Consider the following 21,297-nt stretch of genomic DNA (forward strand, 5'->3'; position numbering starts at 1 on the left):
GGCTCGGGTAGGACGACCACCGCTCGGGCGATCCGCGAGCGCTACGGCAGCGGTCCGGCGATCCAGGTGGTGGTCCCGCCGTACCCCATGGCGGCATGTGCCCAGCTGCCCGTTCATAGGGCGTTGATCGTTCGTACAGTGCCACCCGCGATGGTCGAGACCAGCCGGTAAAGGATGCGCCACCCCACCGAAAGGTCTCGCAATGTCGATGGCAACGAACTGCTCGCTCCTTACCCGCGCCGCGTCCGTCGTGGCCACCGCGGTCCTGGCGGCCACCGGGGTCCTGGTCACCAGCGGGACGGCTCACGCCGAACGCGCGGCTTCCGACACCCTGGTCAACGGGGGCACCCTGGCCTCGGGGGCCCGGCTGGCCAGTGGTGGGGCGCAGCTGGTGATGCAGCAGGACGGAGACCTCGCTCTTTACGCCTCCGGGGCCAACGGTGCGGGGCGGCAGCTGCGGTGGCATTCCGGCACCACCGGGGTGGGCAACCGGGCCGAGCTGCGCGCCGACGGCAATCTCGTCGTCACCACCCCGGACGGCGTCCAGCTGTGGCAGAGCCGGACCGGCAGCGCGGACTGTGCGCACATGCCGTGGACCAAGCTGACCGTCCGCTCCGACGGCGACATGGCGATCCTGGCGGGGCAGGACAGCGAAGCCCCGTACTTCGTCCCGCTGTGGTCGGCGTCCTTCGGTCTGCAGCCCTCCTGCGGCTCCTCCACCCGGTGACCACCCCCGCCCCCACCCCCGGCCCGGGACTGGAGTGCGCCGTGCTCGGCCGGGTGCGGGCCTGGTACGACGGTGTGCCGGTGGATCTCGGTCAGTCCAGGTCGCAGGAGGTGTTCGCGATCCTGCTGGCCGCCGCCGGCCGGACCGTGGCGTTGCCGCTGCTCGTGGAGGGGGTGTGGGACGAGGGCGAGCGCCCGTCCCGGGCGGAGCACTGCGTGCGCACCCACGTGTGGCGGCTGCGCCGGGCCCTGGCCCGGCACACCGCCCGGCCGCTGCTCGTCACCGTCGGCAACGGCTACGCGCTGCGGGTGCCCGCCCGTGCCGTCGATACCTGGGCCTGCGAGCGTGCCCTGGCCCGGGCCGAGGAGATCCGGGCCTCGGGCGGCAGCGCCGCGCAGGCCCGCGACGTCCTGGCCGGTGCCCTGGCGCTGTGGACCGGCGAACCACTGGCCGGACTCCACGGCCCCCACGCCCGGGCGCTGCGCGTCCGCTACGCCCGGCTGCGCCAGTTGCTGCTGGAGGCCCGGCTCGAACTCGATGCCGAGCTCGGTGACCGGCCCGGTCTCGTGGCCGAGGCGAGCGCCCTGGTCATGGAGTACCCGGCCAGCCAGAGGCTGCGCGCAGTCCAGATGCTGGCGCTCTACCGCTCCGGTCGCCAGGCCGAGGCCCTGGGCGTCTACGAGGACACCCGGCGCCACCTCAGTACGGAACTGGGCCGCCTGCCGCCCGCGCAACGCGTCCCGGCGGGCGACCTCACCGCGCTGCACCAACGGATCCTGCGCTCGGACCCCACCTTGCGCCGTGCCCGGACCGAGCGCCGGCCGCAGGCCCCCGGCCACGCCTCCTTCCCCTCCCCCGTCGCCGGCTTCACCGGACGCGACGAACAGCTGCGGGAACTCACCGGCATGCTGACCCGCCCGGGCGCCCCGGCCGTCGTCGTCTCGGCGGTCAGCGGCATGGCGGGCGTCGGCAAGACCGCCCTTGCGGTGCAGACCGCTCACGTACTGGGCGAGCACGCCTTTCCCGACGGGCGCCTCCACATCGACCTGCGCGGCGCCGATACCGCCCCCGTGCACCCGCATGCCGCACTGGCCACCCTGCTGCGCGCACTGGGCACCGCCGACGACGACATCCCCGAGGACGCCGAGGAGCGCTCGGCCCTGTACCGCTCGCTGCTGGCCGGCCGCCGGATGCTCCTGCTGCTGGACAACGCGGCCTGCTGCGAGCAACTCAGACCCCTGATCCCCGGCTCCGCCGACTGCACTGTCCTGGTCACCAGCCGCGCCTGGCTCACCGGGCTGGCCGGGGCGCGGCACCTGCGGCTGGACGTCCTGCCGCAAACCGAGGCCCTGAGCCTGCTGCGGCGGACCGCCGGCCGCCGCGTCGTGGACGCCGACGGCGAGGCCGCGGCCGCGCTCGTGGCCGCCTGCGGCTCCTTGCCGCTGGCCCTGCGGATCGTCGCCTCCCGCCTGGCGGCGGAGCCCGGCCGGTCCCTCGCCGGCATGGTCCGCCGCCTCGCCGACGAACGCAGCCGCCTGGAGGAACTGCGCACCGGCGACGCCGCCGTGGACGCCGCCTTCGAACTCTCCTACGCCACGCTCGCCACCGAGCAGGCCCGCGCCTTCCGGCTGCTGTCCGTCCTGGACGTACCGGACATCGCCCTGCCGAGCGCCGCCGCCCTGCTGGGCCTGGGCATCGAGGAGGCCGGGGAACTCCTGGATTCCCTCGTCGACCTCAGCCTCCTGCAGTCCCACCGCCTGGACCGTTACCACTTCCACGACCTGGTCCGCGTCTTCGCCCGCGCCGCGAACGCCCGCGAGGACCGTGCCGCGACCACCTCCCGCGCCGTCGCCGCCCTCCTCGACTTCTGCCTGGCCACCGCCCGCAACGCCGACACCGTCGCGCACGCGGCCGAGCCCGAGGAGCGCACGCTCATCGACGTCGCGCCGACCTCACCCGGACTGGCCTTCACCACCGCGCAGGAGGCAACCGACTGGATGCGCGAGGAAACGGCCCTGCAACGCGCCCTGATCGCCCGCGCCTGCACCGACGACAGCCTGCCGCTGGCCCAGGCCGCCGATCTCGTCGACCGGCTGAACACCGTGCTGAGCGGCATCACCCACCTGTCGGCGGTCGGCGACCTGGCCCGCCAGGTCGCCGAAGTCGCCGCCCGGCGCGGCGACCGGCCCTGCGAGGCCCTGGCCCGCTACGTACGGGGCAATGCCCTGTGGCACGCCAACTCCTTCCCGCAAGCGAAGACCGAGCTCCACCGCAGCCTCGCACTGTGCGACCGCGACGCCGACCTGCGGCTGCGCGCCTCGGCCCACCTGACCCTGTGCGCCCACGCCCGCGTCCGCGGCCGTTTCCAGGACGCGATCGTGCACGGGGAGGCGTCGGTACGGTCCTTCCGCACGCTGGGCGCGGCGAGCGCGGAGGGCACCGCACTGGGTGAGCTGGCCTTCAACTACGCCCGTCAGGGCCGGCTCGCCGAGGCGCAGGCGGCAGCCGAACGCGGAGCAGAGCTCCTGGGCGGCCGGGAGTCGGTCTCCGCGGCCATCGGCCTGTACTACCTGGCCCGTGTCCTGCACCTGTGCGGTGACCGGGAGGAGGCCCTGCGCCGGGCCGGCGCGGGCCTGGCCCTCTTCCGCACCCTGAACGTGGCCTCCTTCGAGGCCGCGTCCGGCAACCTGATCGCCCAACTCCATGCCGAGCAGCAGGACTACGCGCTCGCGGCACGGACCGCCGAGACGTTCCTGCCCATGGCCCGCAAGGTCAGCGCGATGCTGGAAGGCGGCCTGCTCAGGACCCTCGGGCGCAGCCTCCTCCACCTGGGCCAGCAGGCCCGCGCCGAAGCCTGCCTGCAGGCGGCCCTGGAACTCTTCGACGGGCTGCAGGCCGAGCAGGACGCCGAACAGGTCCGCGGCCTCCTGGCAACAGCTGCGTTTATCCCGCGGTGAACGGTGCGCGGCACTCTGCGGAGCACAGCAAGAACCGTCACCCCTCACATCGTTTCCGGAGGAGGAACCCCATGAAGCCCATTCGCACCCTCGCCGCCATCGGCCTCGGCACGCTGGCCACCCTGGCCGCCGTCACCTCGCCCGCCCTCGCGCAGGAAGCCGGCCCTGCAGGCAGCACGGCGGCCCGGCACTGCGCGATCAACACCGACAACGGCGACAAGGCCTGCTTCTCCACCTACAGAGAAGCCATCACCTACGGCACGAAGGGCCGCGTGACCGACGCCCCCAACGACACCCGGGCCGCGGCCCAGGACCACAAGCTCCAGGAACGCCTCAACGGCCCGCGCAGCCAGCACGGCACCAAGCTCGCGAACAACACCCGGCCGGCTACCGCCCCCTCCGGTGCCGCCCCCGAGCAGCGGGTCCTCGGCACGGTCTACCGCGACAAGGACTTCGGCGGCGGCTCCCTCACCTTCACCGGCAGCGTCGGCTGCGGCTGGCGCTACCCCGAATTCGCCACCCTGGCCTCCGACTGGAACGACACCATCAGCTCCACCGCCTCCGGCCAGTGCGACGTCACCCTCTACCAGCACGACAACTTCCGCGGATTCAGCCAGACCTACCGCGGCAACGTCCCCTACGTCGGCGACGCCATGAACGACCAGGCCAGCTCGGTCAGCTTCGACCGCTGACCCCGCCACCTCGCGGTGATGCGGCGCAGGCGAGGGCCTCCTGCGCCGCATCACCCGCCGCAAGCCGGGCGCCCCAGGCCCGCTCTACGGGCCACACCCATGGGGCAGGGGTCCACGAACGGCCACACCGAGGACAGAAACCAGCAACCGGCCAGGTCCGGTCCGGTCTGGTCTGGTCTGCAATTCGAGTCCGCAGAGCGTACGGCAGCCGGCTGCCGGCTGCCGGCTTCGTCACCAACTGTCCTGAGCGAAGGCCGGCACCCGAGAGGGGTGCAGCAGAGGCGACCGGTCTCGGGCAGCGATGGGGTGTGGTGCGGTAAACACCCGACAAAGGTGGTGCGGGCAGTGTCGGGTGGCCGCGGGTGGTGTCGCTGCAGGGTGGGGGCATGGATGACACGACCTTGGTATCCCGCTTCCTCCACGACGGCTTCGTGAAGCTGGAGGGAGCCGTCGCGCCGCGCGTGGCCGCGGACTGCGCACGGCTGCTGTGGCGGGAGACGGGCTGCGACCAGGACGACCCGGCGACCTGGACACAGCCCGTGCACTGGGTGCCCGGCATGGGCCAGGGCCCCTTCGCCGCCGCCCCCAACTCCCCCGCCCTGCACCACGCCTACGACCTGCTCGTCGGCGCGGGACGCTGGGAGCCGCGCTACTCGCTCGGCACGTTCCCGCTGCGCTTCCCGCACGAGGAGGAGCCGGACGACGCCGGCTGGCACATCGAGGGAAGCTACCTGCCGGAAGGGGAGAGCTGGTATTTCACCAACCTGCGCTCCCAGGGGCGGGCACTGCTGATGCTGTTCCTCTTCAGCGAAGTCGGCGAACAGGACGCCCCCACCCGGATTCGCGTCGGCTCGCATCTGGACGTGCCGAAGGTGCTGGAGCAGTACGGGGAGGACGGGGCGAGCGGGCTGACCCTTGCGCCCGACCTGGTGGCCGCCTCCGACCACCGGCCACTCGCCCTCGCCACCGGGTCCCCCGGCGATGTCTACCTGTGCCATCCGTTCCTCGTGCACGCGGCACAACCACACCACGGAGCGCGGCCGCGCTTCATGGCCCAGCCACCGCTCATGCCGGCCGCACCGTATGAGCTGGAGCGGGCCGACGGCGCCTATTCGCCCGTGGAGATCGCGATCCGTCGGGGCCTGGGACAGCCCACTCCCGGCCCGGACGGGGACGGCACCGGCCACTGACAGCAGCGGCGGGGAGGCACCGCTGTCATCATCCCTTGAACGGCAGGGCTGTCACGGGAATGTGTGGAGGAGGCACTTCTTCCAAAACAACGCCCACATACCATCGCCCGCGACAGGCAGAGCCTGCCACAAGCAGGCCCCGCGGTGGTCTTCAGCTGCCGCCGACGGCGCTCTTTCAAGGCGGCGAGAAAACTGCCACTCCTGGGTGGGCCGTCAGGTGGCGGTGAGGTACCTACACGGAGCGACGACCGACTCTCTTATCTTTGACTTAGAACTTTTCCATAGCCTCGCGCTCATGATGACGCAACGTGGTGCAGTCGGATCTGTTGTCCTCACGGCCGTGGCCTTGACGGCCACCGTTGGAGCGGCCGCCACGACTCCCGTCCTCGACAAGGCCGCCGCCCCGGTGTCCCGCGACAAGGTGACGGACAATCTGTACATGTCGCTCGGCGCATTCGAGGATGCCATATCCGGGGAAGACCCGAAGGTCAAGGCCATGATCGACCGAACGGACATCGGCGGCGTACAGGTGGTGGCGCCCTGGAAGGCTCTTGAAGGGAAGAAGGGGGAGTACAAGTGGTCGCGGCTTGAGAATGCCCTGAAATATCTTCAGGAACGCCACAAGAAGCTGTTCGTCCAGGTCCAGGACCGGTTCTTCGACGTGGCCATGAAGGACGCCAACGTTCCTCAATACGTGAAGGACGAGGGCGGGGTCGCGCCGACGATCGACGAGAACCCCGACAACCCCACCACCCATGGGGCCATGGCCGCGCAGTGGAAGAAGGAGGTACGAGCAGACTTCCAGGCCATGCTGAAGGCGATGGCGAAGAAGTTCGACGGCAAGCTCGCCGGGGTGAACCTTCCGGAGACCGCCGTCGAGGTGGACATCAAGCAGGACAAGACCAAGTACACCTCGAAGTCCTACATCGATGCCGAGATCGACAACATGCGCTACGGCAAGAAGGTCTTCACCAAGACGCAGTTCATTCAGTACATCAACTTCCTGCCGGATGACGACGACCACAAGCGCATGAAGGAGATGTTCGACCTCGCCAGGGAAAAGAAGATCGGCATCGGAGGACCGGACACCCTGCCGGACCGGCCGTACCAGATGGAGAACTCCTACAAGTTCCTCCACGAGTACAAGGGTGCCCTTCCCCTCGTGGCGATGGCCGTCCAGGAACCCGACATCAACGCCAAGGACCCCAAGACCGGTAAGCCGTACACCCGCGAACGGTTCACGAACTTCGCCCACGACTACCTCGGTGCGCGCCACATGTTCTGGACCACCGAAGCAGACTGGCTGCAGAAGCCTCCGGCGTAGTCACGTGCACGAGTGCGGCTCCTCAGACCCGTCTGAGTGACCCAGCCACTCCCCGCAGGCGCCCAGGCCCTTGCCGTAGCCTCCGCCACCACCGGCACGCCGGTGGTGGCGGAGGCTCTGAGCTGGTGCTCGCGTTCTGCTCGGCGAGCGCACGAGTGCCGTCCCGAGACCCGTGGGGGTCAGGTCGATCACGCCGGTGCCAGTGCCCGCGGATCGAGCCCGGGCGGGTCGACCGGCGGCACGTGCGGGGAGCCGACGTGCACGGCATCGACCAGAGCAGCTGTCCGGCCCGAAGCGTGTCGCCGAAGCGAAGCAGCCGCCGCGCCAACCAGACCTGCGGGCGGAAGAGGTCACCGAGCGCCGCCTGCCCTTCCTGCCGCTGATGCTGACCACCCCGTGTGCAGCGGGACCGTCGGCCGGTGACCGCCCATCAGCAGCCGTCCACCAGAGCGATCCGCCAGCTGGTGAAGCGCGTGTCGATCAGCCCAAGGGCCACCCACTCCTGGTTCACCGCCACCCGGGCGGCCGCGGTTCTCCACCTACGGTCCTTCCAGCGCTCTCCGCCTCCACCCACGGCTGCCACCGCACCCGGCGGGCCAGCCGGCCGCCGCTGGGCAGCACCATGTCGTCGAGGAGGACACCGGAACCCGGCTCTCCGGCGCCCATCAGCCCGCCTTCGGCCCGACGCCCCCGGCGCAGCCTGCACCCTGCCGAGCGGGAACTGCCCGCGCAACGTAGTACTCCACAGCGCTGTGGCCAGGTCAGCCCACCGCACGCCTCGCCCCCCCGCTTTCTTGCGGGGTTGTGGGCCGGCTCCCCTTCAGGGCAGGCGGGAGTGCGCAATCCGGGCGCCGTCTGCGGTGTCGTCGTCGCTGTTGGTGACCAGGAGGAGAACCGTGGCGCGTTTGGTTCCCAGGGAGCGGAGTTTGTGGGGTGTGGTGGCCTTGAAGTAGACGCAGTCGCCGGTGTCGAGCGTGACCACGCGTGAGGGGAGGATCAGTTCGGCCCGGCCCTCGTGGACGAAGACGAACTCCTCGCCGGGGTGGTCCCGGAAGGGGATGGGGTCGGTGTCGAGCGGCGGGTACAGCATGAAGGGGGTCATGCCCTTGCTGCCGGCGTCGAGTGCCATGCCCTCGTAGCGGGTGCCGGGCTCGTCCGGGGCGGTCAGGGCTTGACGTTCCGCGGCCCGGGTGACCGTGACCTCGCCCAGCTCCTCGGCCTCGGAGAAGAGGCTGTCCAGGGGCACTTCGAGGGCCTTGGCCAGGGAGGCGCACACCGCGATCGAGGGAGTGCTCTGGCCGCGTTCGACCTTCGACAGATAGCTCTTGGTGACGCCGGCCCGCTCGGCCAGCGCCTCCAGGGTCATCAGCCGTTCCTTGCGCAGTTGGCGCACCCGGTTGATCACTGGCGTCTTCCTCTCCCCGGTGACAACTCCTCGGTCGACCGGTCCGCGCGGCACAGTCCGCGTTCCCCACCATGATGACACGCCGTGTCCTATAGCGAACAACCTGCCCCTGCGCGAGCCTCGGCCGAGGCTTGCGCCCAGGGTGGGCGCCCGCTGCGGGAGAGCCCTTGCCGGTAGGAAACTTTGTGTCCTATGGTGAACTCAGTTTCCTCCCGGGGCTTCCGCTCCGGGTACGCGCCCGGCCACCGGGGCAGGGCAAAACTGGAGCAGACCCATGACGAAAACGCTGCACGACCCGAAGGACGTCCTCGTCCACCGCGCAGAGCGGCAGATGGACCGGCACTTCGGGGACCTGGAACTGTCCACGCGCCAGAAGCTGGCGCTCACCTGCCGGATCGCCTACGACGGCGGCCACGACTCCGGGCTCGCCGGGCAGATCAGCGCCCGCGGGCAGGAACCGGGCACGTACTACACCCAGCGCCTGGGGCTGGGCTTCGACGAAATCACCGAGGACAACCTGCTGCTGGTCAACGAGGACCTGGAGGTCCTGGAGGGCGAGGGCATGCCCAACCCCGCCAACCGCTTCCACACCTGGATCTACCGGGAGCGCACGGACGTCAACTGCATCATCCACACCCACTCCCTGCACACGGCCGCACTCGCCATGCTGGAAGTGCCGCTGATCGTCTCCCAGATGGACACGACACCGCTGTACGACGACTGCGCCTTCCTCAAGGAATGGCCGGGCGTGCCCGTGGGCAACGAAGAGGGCGAGATCATCTCCGCGGCCCTCGGCGACAAGCGGGCCATTCTGCTCGCCCACCACGGCCAGCTGGTGACCGGTTCCACGATCGAGGAAGCCTGCACCCTGGCGCTGCTCATCGAGCGAGCCGCCCGCCTGCAGCTGCTGGCGATGTCCGCGGGGACCATCCAGCCGCTGGACCCGGTTCTGGCCCGCGAGGCCCACGACTGGACCTCGACCGACCGGCGCAGCAAGGCGAACTTCGGGTACTACGCGCGCAAGGCGCTGCGCAACCACCCCGACTGCCTGACCGGGAAGGTGGAGCTGTGACGGCCACCCCGCCCCTGAAGGGCATCATCTCCTACCCGGTCACCCCCTTCGACGCCGTCACCGGCGAGGTCGACCTGGCCGCGTTGCGGAAGCTCACCGGCGACCTCGTCGCCGCCGGCAGCCACGCCGTCGCCCCGCTGGGCAGCACCGGCGAGAGCGCCTACCTGACCGAGCAGGAGTGGGACGCGGTCTGCGAGAGCGTCCTGGCCACGGTGGCCGGGCGGGTGCCGACCCTCGTCGGCGTCTCCCACTGGAGCACCGAGGGCACGATCCGGCGCGCCCGGGTCGCCGCCTCCCACGGTGCCACCGCGATCATGGTGCTGCCCCAGGCGTACTGGAAGCTGACCGAGGCCGAGCTCGTCCGGCACTACGACGCGGTGGCCCGGGCCACCGACCTGCCGATGATGCTCTACAACAACCCCGGCACCAGCGGCGTGGACCTGCAGCCGGAGACGGTCGTGGCCCTGGCACGGGAGATCCCCAACCTCACCATGGTCAAGGAGTCCTCGGGCGAGGTCTCCCGCTTCCGCGCCATCCGTGAGCTGTCCGACGGAGAGCTGTCCGTCTACAACGGCAGCAACCCGATCGCCCTGGACGCCTTCCGCGCCGGAGCCGCCGGGTGGTGCACCGCCGCCCCCTGCCTCGTGCCGCAGCAGGTGCTGGAGCTCCACACCGCTGTCAGCCTCGGGCAGCACGACCGAGCGGACGCACTGCTGCAGCAGCTGCTGCCGTTCCTGCGGTTCATCGTCCACCACGGTCTCCCCCGGGCCGTCAAAGCAGGTCTGAACATCCAGAACCGGCCGGCCGGACCGCCACGGCCACCGCTGCTGCCCCTGCCCGAGGAGGAGACGCGGCAGCTGCGGACGATGCTCACCCGCCTCCAGGCGGCCGGCTGACACCGGCAGCCACCCCGCCCGCCACCCCCTGACGCGACGGGCGGGGTCACCTCTCAGCTCTGCTGGGGCGAGGGCGACGCCTGCTGGACGACCTCGAAGGACCAGACCGTCGAGCCCGTCGCGGCCGGGCGCTGCTGGGCAGTGCCCGCGCCGCCGCCCTGGTGGGCCGCCTTCATCGGGCCCTCCATCCACGCCTTGAAGTCCTCTTCACTGCGCCACCGGGTGTACACCAGGTACTGGTCGGTGCCCTCCAGGGGGCGCAGCAGTTCGAACCACTCGAAGCCGTCGGCGCTCTCCACCATGCCTGCGCGGGACGCGAAACGCTGCTCCAGCAGCTCACGCTGTTCGGCCGGAACGGTCAGAACGTTCATTTTCACGATGCTCATGGGTGCATCCTGCCGTGCCCTCGTGCCCTCTCCCGCACCGGGTCACCCTGGTGGAGCACGGAGCGGTGAGTTCCGTCAGCGCGAAGCAGCCGATGCACAGGGTGAGCAGCCCGGCGATCAGGTCGGCCGTGTGGGCGGCGCCCAGCAGTGCCGACGTGGCCGGGGAACGCCCCACGTCCATCCAGCCGCTGGACCCGAAGACGACGCCGGTGCCCGTCCAGGCCGCCGCCAGCGGCACCCGTACGCGCAGCCGGCCGCATCTGCGGAACACCAGCGCGTGCAGGGCGGCCGCCCCGGCGAGCGCTGCCAGGCCGTGCACCAGGTCGCCGGTGGGGCCGACGGGGGTGCGGCGGGCGGTCCATTCGGCGTTCATGCCGATGTCCGATCCCAGCCCCCAGGCCAGATGCAGCACTCCGGTGAAGAGGAGGAATGCCACGGCGAGGGTGGTGAGTACCCGCTGCATGCTCTGTGTGCCGGCAGGGTCGGTCAGGTCCCGCACGCGGGTGCGCAGCAGTGTGGCCCAGCGTTCGTCGGCGTAGAGCACGAACGCGGTGAGGAGGACGAGCCCCTCGGCGATCAGGCCGCCGTAGACCACGCCGAACACCCAGGGCTGGAGCATGTCGTTGGACAGGGCAGGGTTCTCGGCGCCGGTCGCCCTGATGACGCCCAGGCCGACCGGCACCGCGATCATCAGGGGGACGAGCATGCCCGTCGCCACCCACATCGGGAAGAGGATCAGCCATGCGGCCACGCGACGGCCGCCGGGCCGGGTCAGGACGTAGGCGATCAGCGCGGCGATGCCGTCCATGGCGAAGGTCATCGCGTTCGCCGCGATCCATTGCCCCCGCGACAGGTTGCCGAGGTCCTTCACTCCGACGTCCGCCCCGGCGATCCAGAGCAGCTTCAGCGTCAGGTACGGCAGGCAGGTGACGACGGCGGAACGGGCGAGCATCCGACGGCGGTGCGCGCGGCGTTCAAGGAGGTCGGGTGGCATGGGACTCATGCGTACGACTCTTACGGGCGATGGGCCACGAAGCGTCATGCCACGGGACGGGTCCCCTCCCCCGCGCGGCGGACGGGCCGCCGGCACCGCGCCGGCCTCGCCGGGGACGACGTCCCACGCCGCATGCCGCATCCCTCATGCCGCTGTCCGGCCTCTCCCGGTCGGGGTGTCGGCGCCCCGCGGCTGCCGGCTCAGGTGATGGTGTGCCGGGAGCCGAAAGCGGTGACCGTGAAGGGGCCGTCTAGGTTGTAGTTGCCCGTATGGGCGATGCGGCGTACAGCGGCGACTCTGTCGACCGATTCCCGCCATTCCTTGGCCGTGTCCGGGTTCTTGGGGTGGTTCAGGTCGTCCGTTCGTACGTCGAGGAATGTCTCGAGCCACTTCTTCTCGCCGGCTTCCGACGGCGCACCGGCCGTGGCCGTGGCCTGCTTGACCAGGGCCGGCAGGGCGTCGTCGTCGCTGCCGGTGCCGTGCTGGATCGCGGCGTCGTACAGTTCCGCGCGGGCCAGGGCGGTGCGCAGGCCGAGGCGGTCGGCTTCGCGCATCGCGGGCTGATAGTAGCGGGTGTCGACCTGTTCGTCCTGCACGCGGCGGAACCGGGGGTCCTTTGCCGCCTGCTTCCAGGCTGCTATGTAGTCGCTGTCGGGCAGGGTGTCCGGCTGCGCTTCCAGTACGGGGACGAAGCGGGCCAGCGGGTTGCCGGGGGCTTGTCGGGTGTAGGCCCGGATCACCTTCAGGGCGTCGCCGTCAGCGGTCGTGAAACCGGCCCGGCCGGCCGTGACGCCGCGTCCGTCGTGCAGGTTCTCGGCGTAGTCGTACTGGATCTCCGGCGTGCCGTTCTCGAAGACGCTGACCAGCTGGTCGGCCCGGCGTCGCTGGTCAGCGGTCAGGGCATGGGCACTCGGGGCGGTGGTGGTCTCCGGGGTATCGGGCGCGTCGGCGCCGCAAGCGGTCGCTCCGGCAGCGATGGCCAGAGCCGAAAGAACCGTGTGCAGCACGGGCCGGCGACGAGCGCGCACGACACCCTCCCTCATGCTTACAGGCCGCGGGCGGTCACCAGCTGGGCGGTGCCGTCGGCCAGGCGATAGGACAGGCCCACCACTGCGGCGCGGCCGGCTTCCACCGCTTCCGCCAGGACGCGGGAGCGGTCCAGCAGCAGGTCGACGGTGTGCCGTATGTGCTCGGCGATGAAGTCGTGGTCCTCCGTCCGCCCGGCCGCGCGGGCGGCCAGCACGCTGGGGGTCACGCGTTCGATCACGTCCCGTACGTAGCCGCCGGCCGTCGTGCCGTCCTGGACGGCGGAGCGGGTCGCCGCCACCGCGCCGCACGCGTCGTGGCCGAGCACCACGACGAGGGGCGCGCCGAGCACGCTCACGCCGTACTCGATGCTGCCCAGCACTTCCGGGCCCATGACGTGCCCGGCGGTCCGGACGACGAACAGGTCCCCCAGCCCCCGGTCGAAGATGATTTCGGCCGCCAGGCGTGAGTCGGAGCAGCCGAAGAGCACGGCGAAGGGGTTCTGGGCCGGGGCGACCTCGGTGCGGCGGGCGGCGTCCTGGTTCGGGTGTTCCGGCGCGCCCGTCACGAACCGCTGGTTACCTGCCAGCAGCATCTCGAAGGCGTCGCGCGGCGTCGGAATCGGGGCATCGATCATGACCGCAGGTTACGTCCTGGACCTCGGTGCCGACCAGCTCCCTCTCTTGAGCGTCTGCTCAACGTGCCCTAGGGTGCGTTTTGAGCAGTCGCTCAATCACCTGGTCAAAGGGGTGTCATGACCTCGATCTTCCAGCGGGCCCTCGGCATGGACTTCGGCCGGCTTCATCCGCAGATCCGGCGGCGTTTCTCCGTCGGGCTCGACAGCGGAGAGGCGTGCGTCGGGCGCGGCACGATGGAACGGGTGTGGCACGGCAGGGGCTTCGTCAAGCCGTTCCTCACCCTGGGCGGCTCGCGCAACATCCTCGTTCCGCGTGCGGGGCGGGACGTGCCGTTCACCATCGAGAACGTTCCCTACCTGGACTCGTACGGGCGTGAGACCGTCACCTTCGTGCGGACCTTCGCCTTCCCGGACGGCGACCGGCGGTTCGACGCCACCATGATCTACAGCCCTGCTCGCCGTTGCGTCGTCGACTACCTGGGCACCCACCAGCATCTGGCCAGCGACCTGCATTTCGCAGCGGGGCCCGGTGGTTCGCTGGTGATCAGGTCCGGTGAGCACCGCTTCCGCGAGGGACTGGTGGACGCCCGGGTTCCGGGCCTCGTCGCCGGGGACGCGACGGTGCGCGAGTCGTACGACGACGCGACGGAACGCTTCAGGATCGAGGTGTCCGTCGTCAACCGGCGGTTCGGGCCGCTCTTCGGTTACACGGGCTGCTTCACCGCGGACTTCGTCGACGCCGGCGGCCTCGGAATCCGGGACGGCCTGCGCCCGGTGCGTGAGGAGGCGCGAGTATGAGCCCGAGCGCGGACACCCGGACCAAGCTGCTGGAAGGTGCCCTGCGCACCGTCGCCGAACAGGGCATCGCCAAGGTTTCGGCGCGGAGCATCGCCGCCACGGCCGGGGTCAACCAGGCGCTGGTCTTCTATCACTTCGGCAGCGTCGACGACCTTCTCTCCGCCGCATTCCGGCACGGCGCCGAGCAGCGGGTGGCCCGGTACCGCGAACGGCTCGACCGCGTCCGCACCCTCTCGGAACTCCTGGAGGTCGGGCGCCGGCTGCATGTTGCCGAGCGCGCCGAGGGGAACGTGGCCGTCCTCGCCCAGTTGCTGGCCGGTGCCCAGACCCAGCCCCGGCTCGCGCCGGCCACCGCGGCGGGTCTCGCCCTGTGGGTCGAGGAGATCGAGCGGGTGCTGGTCCGTGTGCTGGCCGGCACGCCCCTCGCCGGCCTCGTGGACGCGTCCGGCCTGGCCCGGGCCGTCGCTTCCGCCTTCGTCGGGCTGGAACTGTACGAGGGGGTGGACGCGGACGGCGCCCTGCGCGCGCTGGACGCGCTCGACCAGCTCTCCGGGCTGGTGTCCGTGCTGGAAGAGCTCGGCCCGGTGGGGCGGCGAGCGGTCCGGGCACGTCTGCGGCGGGGCTCCGGGGAGCGGGACGGCGGACAGCGGTCCTGAGCCCGGTGGCCGGGGGCCGGGGGCCTTTATCGTCCGCGCCTGGCGGGCGGGATGTCTGCGGCAGTCAGGGGCCGGCCGTGCGGGCCGTCGGCGTCCGCAGGTGCCTTGGCCGCCGTGACGTAGGAGAACGGCGCGGAGACTCCGGCGCTGTGGTACTCGGCTGCCGTCAGGGCCAGTGCCAGGCGCCTGCGGGGCTTGAGGTCCAGTTCGGCGGTGGCGTGCAGAGCACCCAGGGCGAACTCGTTGCCGCAGCCCACGGCTGCGTAGCCGTCGGCGGGTTCGGCCACCTGGTAGTCGTCGTGGATGACGAAGAGCCGGCCGTGGATGCCGACGAGGAACGTTCCCGCCTGTTCCTGTTCGGAGTCCTTGCGTGCCCAGCCGCCGTTCTTCAGGCAGGTGCGCAGTTTGTCGACGAAGACGGTGGTCATGAAGGCGTCCATGTTCCCCTTGGGCCTGGGCGCTTTGAACGCGTGGTGCAGCAGTTGTCCCATGCGGAAGCTGGTGGTGAAGCCCATGGCGTAGGGGCCGTTGCGGAAGATCTTCGGATCGCGGCGCACGGTGATCCTCAGACCGCACACGCCTGCGGAGTCCCCGCCCAGGTGTACGCGTCCCTTGTGCACGAGCCCGACGATCACCGTCATGGTCTCCCCCTTCTCCGGGCCGCCCCTCTCGATATTGCGCCGCGGGCGCCCGGCCGAAACCGTGCCGGGGCGGGCCTTGCCGGTCATGCCGTCGGGGCTGCCGGGCTCCACGGCGCGAACGCGTTGTCCACCGACCGCAGGGCCCAGCGGAGGTCCGGCAGGTGGCGCAGCAGCACGGTGGTCATGGTGTTGTTCTCGATCCACTCCAGCCCGGCCGGGGTGTACACCTGCGGGGTGTAGTCGGTGGTGAGGAAGCGGTCGCTGTTGAGGCGGCGGGACGCCATGAGGACGAAGATGCGGAAGGCGGTGTCGCTGAAGGCGAAGCCCTTCGGGCGGGGTTCGGCGAACAGGCCCACCGAGAGGTCGACCCTTTCGATGTCGTCGGCGTACAGGCGCCGCAGTTCCTCTGCCCAGGTGGGGTCGTCCGTCAGGGAGGCGAAGTCCTTGGCGGGGAGCAGGCCGAGTCGTCGCCGGAACTCGTTGTAGCGCGGTACGCCCAGCTCGCGGCTGCGCAGGATGTCGACGGCCCCCAGGTCCATGAGCATGCCGTCCGGGCGCCGGAACTCCTGGAGGTGCCGTGGGTAGTTGTGCAGGGTGACCAGGCCGGGGTGCGAGGTGCCGAAGGAGTAGAAGAGGTCGGTCGCCGAGTGCCCGGCGAGTACGTCGTAGGTTTGGTGGCCGGTCAGCTCGTGGAACTCGGCCTGCTGGAGCAGGGCGTCGTCGGCGGCCGAGCGGAAGCTCCAGTCGTCCGGGATCAGGGGGTGCATCCGGTAGACGGCCACGAACTCCTCGGTGAGGCTGTACGGCACACCGAAGTGGTCGGTGCGGCCGCCCACGATGCCGCTGAGCACCTCGCTGCGGCTGACCCTGCCGAGCAGCCGGTGCATGCGTGCGCCCAGCAGCCCGTACCAGTTGGCGTGCATGGCGGTGACCGTCGTCGGGTGGCTGATGACGGCGGGCGTCCATTCGACGGTGTGGATCTTTGCGATGAGGGCCGCGTTGATCAGGCGGGCCCGCTGGAACAGTTCCTCGTCCGGCCAGTCGGGACACGTCTCGCGCAGCCTGTCGCAGATGGCGTTGTGCTCACGGGCGAAGAGGGTGTGCATCATCGCCAGGCCCAGCCAGAAGCCGGGTACGTTCGCGGGGTCCTTGTCCGGCTCTCCGGGGAACAGCGGGCCGTTGCCGGGGACCTTCAGCTTGCCTTCGGCGCCCGTGCGCAGCCGGCGCTGGGTGTCCAGATCGTTGCCGTAGAGCTGGGAGGCGTCCCACCAGTGCGAGTTCTCGTTGATGTGCGTCGGCGGGAGGCCGTCGTCCCCGTCTGCGGGGCGGGTCGGGTCGGGAAGGGTGCGCGGGACGAGCATGGGCGGACTGGGCCAGGGGTCGTCGGCGGTGAGCTCGATCCGCCAGGGGTTGTCCATGGTGCCCGGGCCGTGGCCGACCCAGTCACGGATCATGAACTGCAGCCAGGCGGCGACCAGGGTGTTGACGGAGGTGGCGGGGATGAACTCGTGCCGGGTCAGGACGGCACGGCTGACGTCGCGCGGGCTGGGGCGGAGGATGCCCGGCCCGGGTTCGGGGAAGGCCGCCTCGGGGGGTACGTTGCGGCCGAAGCGCGAGCGGGTCATCCCCATGCGCGGGTCCGTCAGGTCGTTGTACGTCCCGTCGGCGGTCCGCTGCGTGCGGTGCCGGGCGTCCGGGGGGCCGGGGGGCGGCAGGCCCGACGAGGGGTAGCCACTGGTGTCGTACAGGTTGTGGCGGCGCAGGTTGTCCCGCAGCCCGATGAGCGTCAGCAGGCCCAGGGGCTTGGGCAGGCGGTGCCAGCCGAATGTGTGGTCGGCGGCCATCGCCAGCTTGTCGTACGCCAGCACGAACCACGGGGTGGGAGTGGTGCGGCGCGGGCCGGCCTTGCGGCCGTGGCGGTCGTCGCGGTCATCGGAGGATCGACGCATGGTCCGTTCCCTTCCGGCAGCCGGTCGAGGTCGTTCAGCGGTCGGCTCCTTCAGCGATGGCCCCGGGGGCACCGCTCCCCCACCGGGCCAGGAGCGTCAGGGCGACGTTGACGGTCGAGACCGTCGTGGCGGCTGTCGCCGTCGCGCGGGGCAGCGTGCCGTGGCGTCCGGCGCACGCTGCTGCGAGGGCGTCGCTCGCATGGATGAACGTACCCACGCGCAACATCCGGTGGAGTTGCTCCGGGTCCCGGACGAGCAGCAGGTCGGCGCCGAGGACCACCGTACGTACACCGAACATGCGCAGGACGTAGACCAGAGCGGGCCCGGCCGCGTCGGCCCCCAGCCTCCGGGCCATCAGGCGGGGGGCGAGGAGCGCCGCCGCGCCGTTGACCAGCCGGATCGCGGCCAGGGTCTGTCGCGCGCGGGCTTGTACGTCCATGGCCATGCACCTTCTCGTGCTGCGTGCTGCGTGCTGCGTGCGCGGGGCGGGCCGGTGCCTCCCGTCATGTCCCGGCCCGGGAGCCGGCACCGGGGAAGTCCAGCAGGAAGCCGAGGACGCGGTGCCGGCCCCAGTAGACGAGGCCGAGGTAGGAGCCAGGGGCGATCCGGCGGATCTCGTCGCGGATCCGGTGGGCGAGGAGGGAGGTGCGGGAGTAGTCGAGGACGGTGCACTCGGCTCCGTCGAGCCGGCTCCGCCCGCGGCGGACCTCCGCCCTCACCGCGCGTACGCCGAAGGGCGTCACCCTGTTGCGGAGTTCTCTTCCGTCGGGCGCGAACACCTTGCCCTGCCAGGCGAGGAGGCGGGCCAGGCCGGCCACCGCCTTGGAGAGCCGCGCGCCCCGGGCCAGCAGTACGGTGCCGCGCCCCTCGCCGCGGGGAATCTCCCCGGCGGGGCTGGTGCGGAAGAGCTGGTCCAGTTCGGCCCGTGACATGGCCAGCAGCCGATCCGCGTCCACCCGTTCATCGTAGATTCGGCCTGTGGGCCCGGCATCTCGGCGGTCGACGGCCGGTGGCCGTGCTAGGCGGCGGAGCCGCCCGCGGTCGCCGGGGTGGCGCTCGCTTCCGCCGCCGCGGCCTGTGCCGCTGCCGAGCGGGCGCGGCCCGCCTTGGCGACCCGGGTGGTCCAGGTGACCAGGGCGGCCACGACGACCAGCGGGAGGACGTTGTTCACCAGGACCATGGCGTCGGTCGGCAGGGTGTAGGTGAGCACGGCGCGGATGGCCGCCTCCGCCAGGAAGCCGAGGCCCCACACCGTCGTCAGCAGGTACTGCGTGCGCCGGAAGCCGGGGAATTCCCACAGCCCGTTCCAGTGGGCCAGGCCCTCGGGTGTGCCGTCGGTGCCGAACTTGCGGCCCAGGTAGAACATCAGCGGCCGGCGCAGCAGCAGGCTGCCCAGGAAGGACAGGCCCAGCAGGCCCGTGATGGCCGAGTCCTTGAGGAAGACGAGTTCGGTGGTGTTGTAGGCCGTCGCGCTCAGCGCGCCGAGCAGCATGAGGATCAGCATCATCATGCCGAACTCGTCGACGCGGCGCCGGATCGCCAGGTGCAGGAGCGTCTCGACGGCGGGCCACAGGGAGATGAGCAGCAGCGCCTTGACCTGGCTCACCCCGTGGTCGGTGAGCATCCCGTAGGTCACGAAGGGCAGGATCACGGCGAACAGGATGGCCGGCCCCCAGTTGGCCAGGGCCTTGCCGCCGCCTCTGCGGGGCGTGTCGTGCTTCGTCATTCCGGTTTTCCCCCGATTCATTTGTGCGGCACACATATTTTTGTGTGTCGGATATACTCACGGTCGTGAGCAAGATCGTAACAGGTCGCAACGGGGCGGCCGGCGTCTCGCGCGGTGCCCACGTGAGCCTGGTGCCGTTCCTGTACGGGGTGGCCGGGCGCGAGGAGCTCCCCGGCGTCGCACTGGTCCGGCTCCTCACCGACGTGGGGCTCACCCCTGCCGCAGCCCGCTCGCTCATCGCCCGGATGCGCCGGGACGGCCTGGTCACGGCCACCCCCCGCGGTCGCGGTGCCGACTACCGGCTCACCGGCCCGTTCCTGGCCGCCTTCCGGCGGATCCGCGACGGCCCTCCCCCGCCCCCGGCCTGGGACGGCTTCTTCCACGCCGTCTTCTACACCGTCCCCGAGGCCCACCGCGCCCACCGCGACCGGCTGCGGCGCGCTGCGGCCCTGGCCCGGTACGGCCTGATGCAGCCCGGCATCCTCATCTCCCCGGCCGACCGCCGCGACCACCTGCTGGCCGAGCTCGGCGGCCCCCTCCAGGAGGGCACGGTGTACTTCGGGCGCGTCGAACTCGACGTGGCCGACGCCGCCCAGGTGGCGCGCCGCGCCTGGGAACTCGACGAGCTCGACCGCCGCTACCGCGAGCACGCCGAACGCCTGCGCGCCGCCATCCGCGACACGCCCGTCCCGCCGGAGCCCGGGCCGCAGGGCCTCGCGGCCTACGCCCGGCTCTTCGGCGGCAGCCTCGTCGACACGCTCCGCACACCGCCCGCTCTGCCGCCCGTACTCCTGCCCGCCGGCTGGTCCCTTCCGCAGCTGCTGGGTGCGGTCGGTGCGGCGTACGCGCATTTCGGTCCGCCCGTGATCGCGTACGTCCAGGAGGTCGTGGCCGCGGCCGCCGAACGCTGACCGCGCCGCGTGCGGGGGTGACTCGCCTCGGCGCTGCCCGGAGGGGTGCCGGAGGTATGCCAGGTGTGCGCGGCCGCCGCGGAGCGGCGTGTTCCGTTCCCACCCGGGTCGTGCCCTGGTAGCCGGTCAGGCAGGGGTGCCGGCGCCGAGGCGCAGGGCGCCGACCTCGTCGAGGATCTTCTCCGAGGACGCGACGTGGCGGCTCGCGGTGATGACGTCGCGCAGGCACCGGTCGAGCGGGGTGTGCTCGGTGTAGACCGCCGCCGACCCCACGGCGTCGTACAGGAGCTGGACCGCCTCCCGGCAGGCGCGGTGCGCGAACTGGCGGGCCAGGGCCGTCGTGCCGCGTTCCGGTGCCCGGCCCGCCGCCTGCGCGGCCCAGGCGTCCTCCAGCGTGGCGTACACGTAGGCGTCCGCGGCGCCGATCAGCGCCTCGGCGTGCGCGAAATCGGCACCCCTGCCGGAGGCCTTGGCGGCGAGGATCTCCCTGGCGGCTTTCAGCGCGGACCGGCCGATGCCCAGGGGCACGCCCGCCAGCTTGAGGGCGAGGTTGTCGGAGCGCAGGTGGAGCGGTTCGGGGCGCGTGCCCGGTGGTGCGAGCGCGAAGGTGTGGTGCTCCGGGACGAACAGGTCGGCCACGACGAAGTCGTGGCTGCCCGTGCCGCGCAGACCGGTGGTGTTCCAGGTGTCGAGCACCCGTGCGTGCGCGGCGTCGAAGACGGCGACCCGCGAGGCGCCGTCCGGGGTCAGGAAGCCCGCCATCACCCGGTCGGCGTGGGTGATTCCGCTGCCGTGGGTCCAGCGGCCCGACAGCAGGTATCCGGTGCCCCGCCGGACCGCCCGCCCGGCCGGCGGCAGCACCGTCGTGGTGATCAGGTCCGGGTCCGGGAACAGCTCGGTGAACACCTCTTCGGGCAGCGAGACCACGGCCAGCGCGGCGTTCAGCGCGACAGCCGCGCACCAGGCGACCGAGGCGTCCCCCTCCGCCAGCAGATCGACCGCCCGCGTGATCTCCGGCACGGTCATCTCCACACCGCCCAGCGCCGGGGGCAGGGCGGCACGCAACAGGCCGGTGGCCTTCAAGCCGTCGAGGACGTCGGCGGGGAGCCGGCCCGTCCGCTCGATCTGCGGCGCGTACGCCGGGAGACCCGGGGCGTATGCCCGTAACCGGTCCAGGACCGAGGTGACTGTCAGGGCGGGGCTCGTTGCCGACTTCGTGCTGCCGGTCCGGGCCGGCAGTTCCATGGTGGTCGTCATCGTCCGGTCCTCCTGGTCCTCCTGGTGCGGGTGTTGGGCCGGGTTCCGCGGGC

At 71.4% G+C, this 21,297-nt stretch carries 22 protein-coding genes; 10 read left to right on the forward strand and 12 right to left on the reverse strand.

From position 1 onward, the window contains the following. The first annotated feature begins 202 nt into the window (after nucleotides 1–202). From IE305_RS19570 to IE305_RS19590, 5 genes are all read left to right on the forward strand, one after another. The gene (locus IE305_RS19570) at nucleotides 203–727 is read left to right on the forward strand and encodes a hypothetical protein (protein ID WP_190130961.1); all 525 of its coding nucleotides are present in this window, start codon (nucleotides 203–205) and stop codon (nucleotides 725–727) included. Continuing rightward, a complete protein-coding gene (locus IE305_RS33545) occupies nucleotides 724–3,684 on the forward strand; it encodes an AfsR/SARP family transcriptional regulator (RefSeq protein ID WP_190130962.1) in 2,961 nt (986 codons plus the stop codon). The genes IE305_RS19570 and IE305_RS33545 overlap by 4 nt, the downstream gene beginning before the upstream one ends. A 71-nt stretch (nucleotides 3,685–3,755) precedes the next feature. After that, the gene (locus tag IE305_RS19580; RefSeq protein ID WP_190130963.1) at nucleotides 3,756–4,376 is read left to right on the forward strand and encodes a beta/gamma crystallin family protein; all 621 of its coding nucleotides are present in this window, start codon (nucleotides 3,756–3,758) and stop codon (nucleotides 4,374–4,376) included. A 386-nt stretch (nucleotides 4,377–4,762) separates the two neighbouring features. Then, nucleotides 4,763–5,566 (forward strand): phytanoyl-CoA dioxygenase family protein, encoded by an 804-nt coding sequence (locus IE305_RS19585; RefSeq protein ID WP_190130964.1) that lies wholly within the window; start codon nucleotides 4,763–4,765, stop codon nucleotides 5,564–5,566. A gap of 340 nt (nucleotides 5,567–5,906) precedes the next feature. Then, the gene (locus IE305_RS19590; RefSeq protein WP_229891278.1) at nucleotides 5,907–6,890 is read left to right on the forward strand and encodes a hypothetical protein; all 984 of its coding nucleotides are present in this window, start codon (nucleotides 5,907–5,909) and stop codon (nucleotides 6,888–6,890) included. A 430-nt stretch (nucleotides 6,891–7,320) separates the two neighbouring features. Here the strand turns inward: IE305_RS19590 and IE305_RS19595 are convergent, their stop codons facing one another. Next, nucleotides 7,321–7,464 carry a hypothetical protein gene (locus IE305_RS19595; RefSeq protein WP_190130966.1) on the reverse strand — a complete coding sequence of 48 codons (144 nt, stop codon included), beginning with the start codon at nucleotides 7,462–7,464 and terminating at the stop codon, nucleotides 7,321–7,323. A 246-nt stretch (nucleotides 7,465–7,710) separates the two neighbouring features. Beyond that, entirely contained in the window at nucleotides 7,711–8,295 is a 585-nt protein-coding gene (locus IE305_RS19600; protein ID WP_190130967.1) for a helix-turn-helix domain-containing protein, read from the reverse strand. A gap of 274 nt (nucleotides 8,296–8,569) precedes the next feature. On the opposite strand from IE305_RS19600, the gene IE305_RS19605 reads away from it, so the two are divergent. Then, nucleotides 8,570–9,367, forward strand: coding sequence for an aldolase (locus tag IE305_RS19605; protein WP_190130968.1), 798 nt, complete (start codon nucleotides 8,570–8,572; stop codon nucleotides 9,365–9,367). Continuing rightward, nucleotides 9,364–10,263: a dihydrodipicolinate synthase family protein gene (locus tag IE305_RS19610; protein ID WP_190130969.1), complete on the forward strand. Its 900-nt coding sequence runs from the start codon at nucleotides 9,364–9,366 to the stop codon at nucleotides 10,261–10,263. The genes IE305_RS19605 and IE305_RS19610 overlap by 4 nt, the downstream gene beginning before the upstream one ends. Nucleotides 10,264–10,316: 53 nt before the next feature. On the opposite strand, the gene IE305_RS19615 is transcribed toward IE305_RS19610, so the two are convergent. From IE305_RS19615 to IE305_RS19630, 4 genes are all read right to left on the reverse strand, one after another. Beyond that, complete coding sequence (locus tag IE305_RS19615) at nucleotides 10,317–10,649, reverse strand: antibiotic biosynthesis monooxygenase family protein (protein ID WP_190130970.1); 333 nt, start codon at nucleotides 10,647–10,649, stop codon at nucleotides 10,317–10,319. Further along, nucleotides 10,600–11,652, reverse strand: coding sequence for a hypothetical protein (locus IE305_RS19620; protein ID WP_190130971.1), 1,053 nt, complete (start codon nucleotides 11,650–11,652; stop codon nucleotides 10,600–10,602). Before IE305_RS19620 ends, IE305_RS19615 begins: the two co-directional genes overlap by 50 nt. A 191-nt stretch (nucleotides 11,653–11,843) precedes the next feature. After that, on the reverse strand, nucleotides 11,844–12,671 hold the full coding sequence (locus IE305_RS19625; RefSeq protein WP_190130972.1) for a chitosanase: 828 nt from the start codon (nucleotides 12,669–12,671) through the stop codon (nucleotides 11,844–11,846). A 17-nt stretch (nucleotides 12,672–12,688) separates the two neighbouring features. After that, the gene (locus IE305_RS19630) at nucleotides 12,689–13,306 is read right to left on the reverse strand and encodes a carbonic anhydrase (RefSeq protein WP_190130973.1); all 618 of its coding nucleotides are present in this window, start codon (nucleotides 13,304–13,306) and stop codon (nucleotides 12,689–12,691) included. A gap of 117 nt (nucleotides 13,307–13,423) precedes the next feature. On the opposite strand from IE305_RS19630, the gene IE305_RS19635 reads away from it, so the two are divergent. Together IE305_RS19635 and IE305_RS19640 are read left to right on the forward strand one after the other, a co-directional pair. Further along, on the forward strand, nucleotides 13,424–14,104 hold the full coding sequence (locus IE305_RS19635; protein ID WP_190130974.1) for a DUF4166 domain-containing protein: 681 nt from the start codon (nucleotides 13,424–13,426) through the stop codon (nucleotides 14,102–14,104). Next, nucleotides 14,101–14,760 (forward strand): TetR/AcrR family transcriptional regulator, encoded by a 660-nt coding sequence (locus IE305_RS19640; RefSeq protein ID WP_190130975.1) that lies wholly within the window; start codon nucleotides 14,101–14,103, stop codon nucleotides 14,758–14,760. Before IE305_RS19635 ends, IE305_RS19640 begins: the two co-directional genes overlap by 4 nt. A 26-nt stretch (nucleotides 14,761–14,786) precedes the next feature. Here IE305_RS19640 and IE305_RS19645 read toward each other — a convergent pair whose 3' ends face one another. From IE305_RS19645 to IE305_RS19665, 5 genes are all read right to left on the reverse strand, one after another. Then, the gene (locus tag IE305_RS19645; protein ID WP_229891220.1) at nucleotides 14,787–15,401 is read right to left on the reverse strand and encodes a hypothetical protein; all 615 of its coding nucleotides are present in this window, start codon (nucleotides 15,399–15,401) and stop codon (nucleotides 14,787–14,789) included. Between the two features lie 83 nt (nucleotides 15,402–15,484). Next, nucleotides 15,485–17,350, reverse strand: a complete 1,866-nt coding sequence (locus IE305_RS19650; RefSeq protein WP_229891222.1) for a peroxidase family protein — start codon at nucleotides 17,348–17,350, stop codon at nucleotides 15,485–15,487. Nucleotides 17,351–17,384: 34 nt separating this feature from the next. Next, nucleotides 17,385–17,789 carry a hypothetical protein gene (locus IE305_RS19655; RefSeq protein ID WP_190130976.1) on the reverse strand — a complete coding sequence of 135 codons (405 nt, stop codon included), beginning with the start codon at nucleotides 17,787–17,789 and terminating at the stop codon, nucleotides 17,385–17,387. A 64-nt stretch (nucleotides 17,790–17,853) separates the two neighbouring features. Then, entirely contained in the window at nucleotides 17,854–18,306 is a 453-nt protein-coding gene (locus IE305_RS19660; RefSeq protein ID WP_229891224.1) for a hypothetical protein, read from the reverse strand. A gap of 62 nt (nucleotides 18,307–18,368) precedes the next feature. Further along, nucleotides 18,369–19,076 carry a VC0807 family protein gene (locus IE305_RS19665; protein ID WP_190130977.1) on the reverse strand — a complete coding sequence of 236 codons (708 nt, stop codon included), beginning with the start codon at nucleotides 19,074–19,076 and terminating at the stop codon, nucleotides 18,369–18,371. Nucleotides 19,077–19,141: 65 nt separating this feature from the next. Between IE305_RS19665 and IE305_RS19670 the strand changes: the two genes are divergently transcribed. Beyond that, on the forward strand, nucleotides 19,142–19,987 hold the full coding sequence (locus IE305_RS19670; RefSeq protein WP_190130978.1) for a hypothetical protein: 846 nt from the start codon (nucleotides 19,142–19,144) through the stop codon (nucleotides 19,985–19,987). Nucleotides 19,988–20,113: 126 nt separating this feature from the next. Here IE305_RS19670 and IE305_RS19675 read toward each other — a convergent pair whose 3' ends face one another. Then, nucleotides 20,114–21,244 carry an acyl-CoA dehydrogenase family protein gene (locus tag IE305_RS19675; RefSeq protein WP_190130979.1) on the reverse strand — a complete coding sequence of 377 codons (1,131 nt, stop codon included), beginning with the start codon at nucleotides 21,242–21,244 and terminating at the stop codon, nucleotides 20,114–20,116. Nucleotides 21,245–21,297: the final 53 nt, after the last annotated feature.

The organism is Streptomyces mashuensis (genome assembly GCF_014654785.1).
GTDB lineage: Bacteria > Actinomycetota > Actinomycetes > Streptomycetales > Streptomycetaceae > Streptomyces > Streptomyces mashuensis.

What these genes read in the sequence shown, in the direction of transcription:
- IE305_RS19570 (WP_190130961.1), top strand. Translation starts at nt 203, where the DNA reads ATGTCGATGGCAACGAACTGCTCGCTCCTTACCCGCGCCGCGTCCGTC.
- IE305_RS19580 (WP_190130963.1), top strand. Translation starts at nt 3,756, where the DNA reads ATGAAGCCCATTCGCACCCTCGCCGCCATCGGCCTCGGCACGCTGGCC.
- IE305_RS19585 (WP_190130964.1), top strand. Translation starts at nt 4,763, where the DNA reads ATGGATGACACGACCTTGGTATCCCGCTTCCTCCACGACGGCTTCGTG.
- IE305_RS19605 (WP_190130968.1), top strand. Translation starts at nt 8,570, where the DNA reads ATGACGAAAACGCTGCACGACCCGAAGGACGTCCTCGTCCACCGCGCA.
- IE305_RS19615 (WP_190130970.1), bottom strand. Translation starts at nt 10,649, where the DNA reads ATGAGCATCGTGAAAATGAACGTTCTGACCGTTCCGGCCGAACAGCGT.
- IE305_RS19620 (WP_190130971.1), bottom strand. Translation starts at nt 11,652, where the DNA reads ATGAGTCCCATGCCACCCGACCTCCTTGAACGCCGCGCGCACCGCCGT.
- IE305_RS19630 (WP_190130973.1), bottom strand. Translation starts at nt 13,306, where the DNA reads ATGATCGATGCCCCGATTCCGACGCCGCGCGACGCCTTCGAGATGCTG.
- IE305_RS19635 (WP_190130974.1), top strand. Translation starts at nt 13,424, where the DNA reads ATGACCTCGATCTTCCAGCGGGCCCTCGGCATGGACTTCGGCCGGCTT.
- IE305_RS19640 (WP_190130975.1), top strand. Translation starts at nt 14,101, where the DNA reads ATGAGCCCGAGCGCGGACACCCGGACCAAGCTGCTGGAAGGTGCCCTG.
- IE305_RS19645 (WP_229891220.1), bottom strand. Translation starts at nt 15,401, where the DNA reads ATGACGGTGATCGTCGGGCTCGTGCACAAGGGACGCGTACACCTGGGC.
- IE305_RS19650 (WP_229891222.1), bottom strand. Translation starts at nt 17,350, where the DNA reads ATGCGTCGATCCTCCGATGACCGCGACGACCGCCACGGCCGCAAGGCC.
- IE305_RS19655 (WP_190130976.1), bottom strand. Translation starts at nt 17,789, where the DNA reads ATGGACGTACAAGCCCGCGCGCGACAGACCCTGGCCGCGATCCGGCTG.
- IE305_RS19665 (WP_190130977.1), bottom strand. Translation starts at nt 19,076, where the DNA reads ATGACGAAGCACGACACGCCCCGCAGAGGCGGCGGCAAGGCCCTGGCC.
- IE305_RS19675 (WP_190130979.1), bottom strand. Translation starts at nt 21,244, where the DNA reads ATGACGACCACCATGGAACTGCCGGCCCGGACCGGCAGCACGAAGTCG.